1 pseudogene is annotated in these 1307 nt (G+C 73.3%); it reads right to left on the bottom strand.

The features are described from left to right. Positions 1 to 212 precede the first annotated feature (212 nt). Positions 213 to 1307 (bottom strand): annotated as a pseudogene (locus R6V09_RS53350) (aminotransferase-like domain-containing protein); the annotation flags it as partial.

Genomic DNA, 1307 nt, shown 5'->3' with positions numbered 1-1307 from the left:
GCGAAGGCCGGCGCGGCGCCGAGGGTGGCGGGCACGGTCAGGGCCGCCGACGCGGCCAGGGAGCCGCGCAGGACGCTGCGGCGGGCGGGGAACGGACGATGCGACATGGGGTTGCGCCTCCACGGACGGGATGCGGTCAGGGTGCACCGCCACAACTACTGGTGCGCCGCAGCGCGTACGGAAACCACGGGTGAACAACGGAACGCGGTGACTCAGCGGCCGTCCGGTCGCATGGTGCCGGCCATGAGACGTACACCCGCGCGGATCCGACCGGGAGACAGATGCGCGTACCCCAGGACCAGCCGTACGACGGCGTCGTCGGCACGCGCGTGTGCGTAGGCGGTGAGCGGGCGCACGGCGACACCGGCGGAGGCCGCCCGGTCCAGGAAGTCGTCCTGGGGGCCGTACTTCTCCGGGAGTTCGGCGATGACGTGCAGTCCTGCGGCGATCCCGGTCACCTCCGCTCCGGGGAAGTGCTCCTCCAGGGCGGCGACGAGAGTGTCGCGCCGCTGCCGGTAGGCGCGCTGGCAGCGGCGCAGCTGACGGTCGTAGTCGCCGCGTTCCAGGAAGCGGGCGAACAGCGCCTGATCGAGGGTCGGGTGGCCGAGATCCATGGTCCGCTTGCGCTCGACGACCTCGTCGGCCAGGGACTCGGGCACCAGCAGCCAGCCGAGCCGCAGTCCCGGGGCGAGCGATTTGCTGACCGAGCCCGCGTAGGCGACACGCTCCGGATCGAGGCCCTGGAGCGCGCCCACGGGGGCTCGGTCGTAGCGGAAGTCGCCGTCGTAGTCGTCCTCGAAGACCAGCCCGTCCACCGACCGCGCCCATTCGAGGAGTTGGGCACGCCGCCGCGCGGAGTAGGCGATGCCCGTGGGGAACTGATGGGCGGGCGTCACCACCACGGCCCGCACACCGGACGTCCGCAGCGGCCCGATCGCCAGGCCCTCGGCGTCCAGGGGCAGCGGTACGGTACCGACGCCCGCCGAGGCGTACAGGGCGTCGTGCTGGGGGCTGCCCGGGTCCTCGACGCCCACGGTGCGCATCCCGCGCGCGTGGAGCACGAATCCGAACAGCGTCGTCGCCTGCGCCACTCCGGAGACCACGATCAGCCGCTCCGGATCGGCGACCACACCCCGGCGCCGCGCCAGCAGTTCCGCCAGAGCCGTACGCAGCCGGGGCAGCCCGCGCGGATCGGGATAGCCGAGCAGTTCGTGCGGCTACTGAGCCAGCACACCGCGCTGCGCGGCGGCCCAGGCGGAGCGGGGGAACAGCGACAGGTCCGGTGTGCCGGGCACGAAGTCGACCCG

The organism is Streptomyces sp. W16, assembly GCF_033194735.1.
In the GTDB taxonomy this organism is placed as follows: domain Bacteria; phylum Actinomycetota; class Actinomycetes; order Streptomycetales; family Streptomycetaceae; genus Streptomyces.
Note: the sequence above shows the minus strand (reverse complement) of the source record. Positions and strands in the feature narration are given on the sequence as shown.